This is a genomic window from Thiocapsa imhoffii (assembly GCF_016583985.1).
GTDB lineage: Bacteria > Pseudomonadota > Gammaproteobacteria > Chromatiales > Chromatiaceae > Thiocapsa > Thiocapsa imhoffii.
The window spans coordinates 1-534 of record NZ_NRSD01000102.1; the positions used below are offsets into that span (position 1 = coordinate 1).

1 protein-coding gene is annotated in these 534 nt (G+C 70.6%); it reads right to left on the reverse strand.

Features of this window, described 5'->3' with window-relative positions; all coding sequences use genetic code 11:
* The coding region (locus CKO25_RS20825) for an ATP-binding protein (RefSeq protein WP_242467804.1) at window positions 1-534 on the reverse strand (534 nt) is incomplete at both ends.

The following is a 534-nucleotide window of genomic DNA, read 5'->3' on the forward strand; positions in this document are numbered from 1 at the left end:
TGATCAGGCGGCTGAGTCGGGTGATGTCCTCGGCCTCCTCGCAGCGGACCCCGACCGCCGCGAGCTCGTCGCAGATCAGGGTCCGATAGGTCGTGTTGCGTTCGAAGATGAGCGCCCGCAGGCCGCTCAGCCGGCCGTCGATGCTTGGCGGCGGCGCCTCGGCCGGGGCGAGCGGCAGGCGCACCCAGAAGCGGCTGCCTCGACCCTCGACGCTGTCGACACCGATGGCCCCGCCCATCAATTGCGCGAGGTCGCGGGCGATCGTCGTGCCGAGGCCTGAGCCGCCGAAGCGACGGGTCGTCGATTCGTCGGCCTGGCGGAAGCTCTCGAAGATGGTCGTGAGCTTGTCGGCCGGGATCCCGATGCCGGTGTCGCGGACCTCGAACAAGAGGTGCGGCCGATCGAGCGCGGCCTCCGCCGGGCGCGGCGTCACGCTAAGCTCGACCTCGCCCTGTTCGGTGAACTTGACCGCGTTGCCGAGCAGGTTGAGCAGGATCTGGCGCACGCGCAGCGGGTCGCCGATATGGCGGGCCG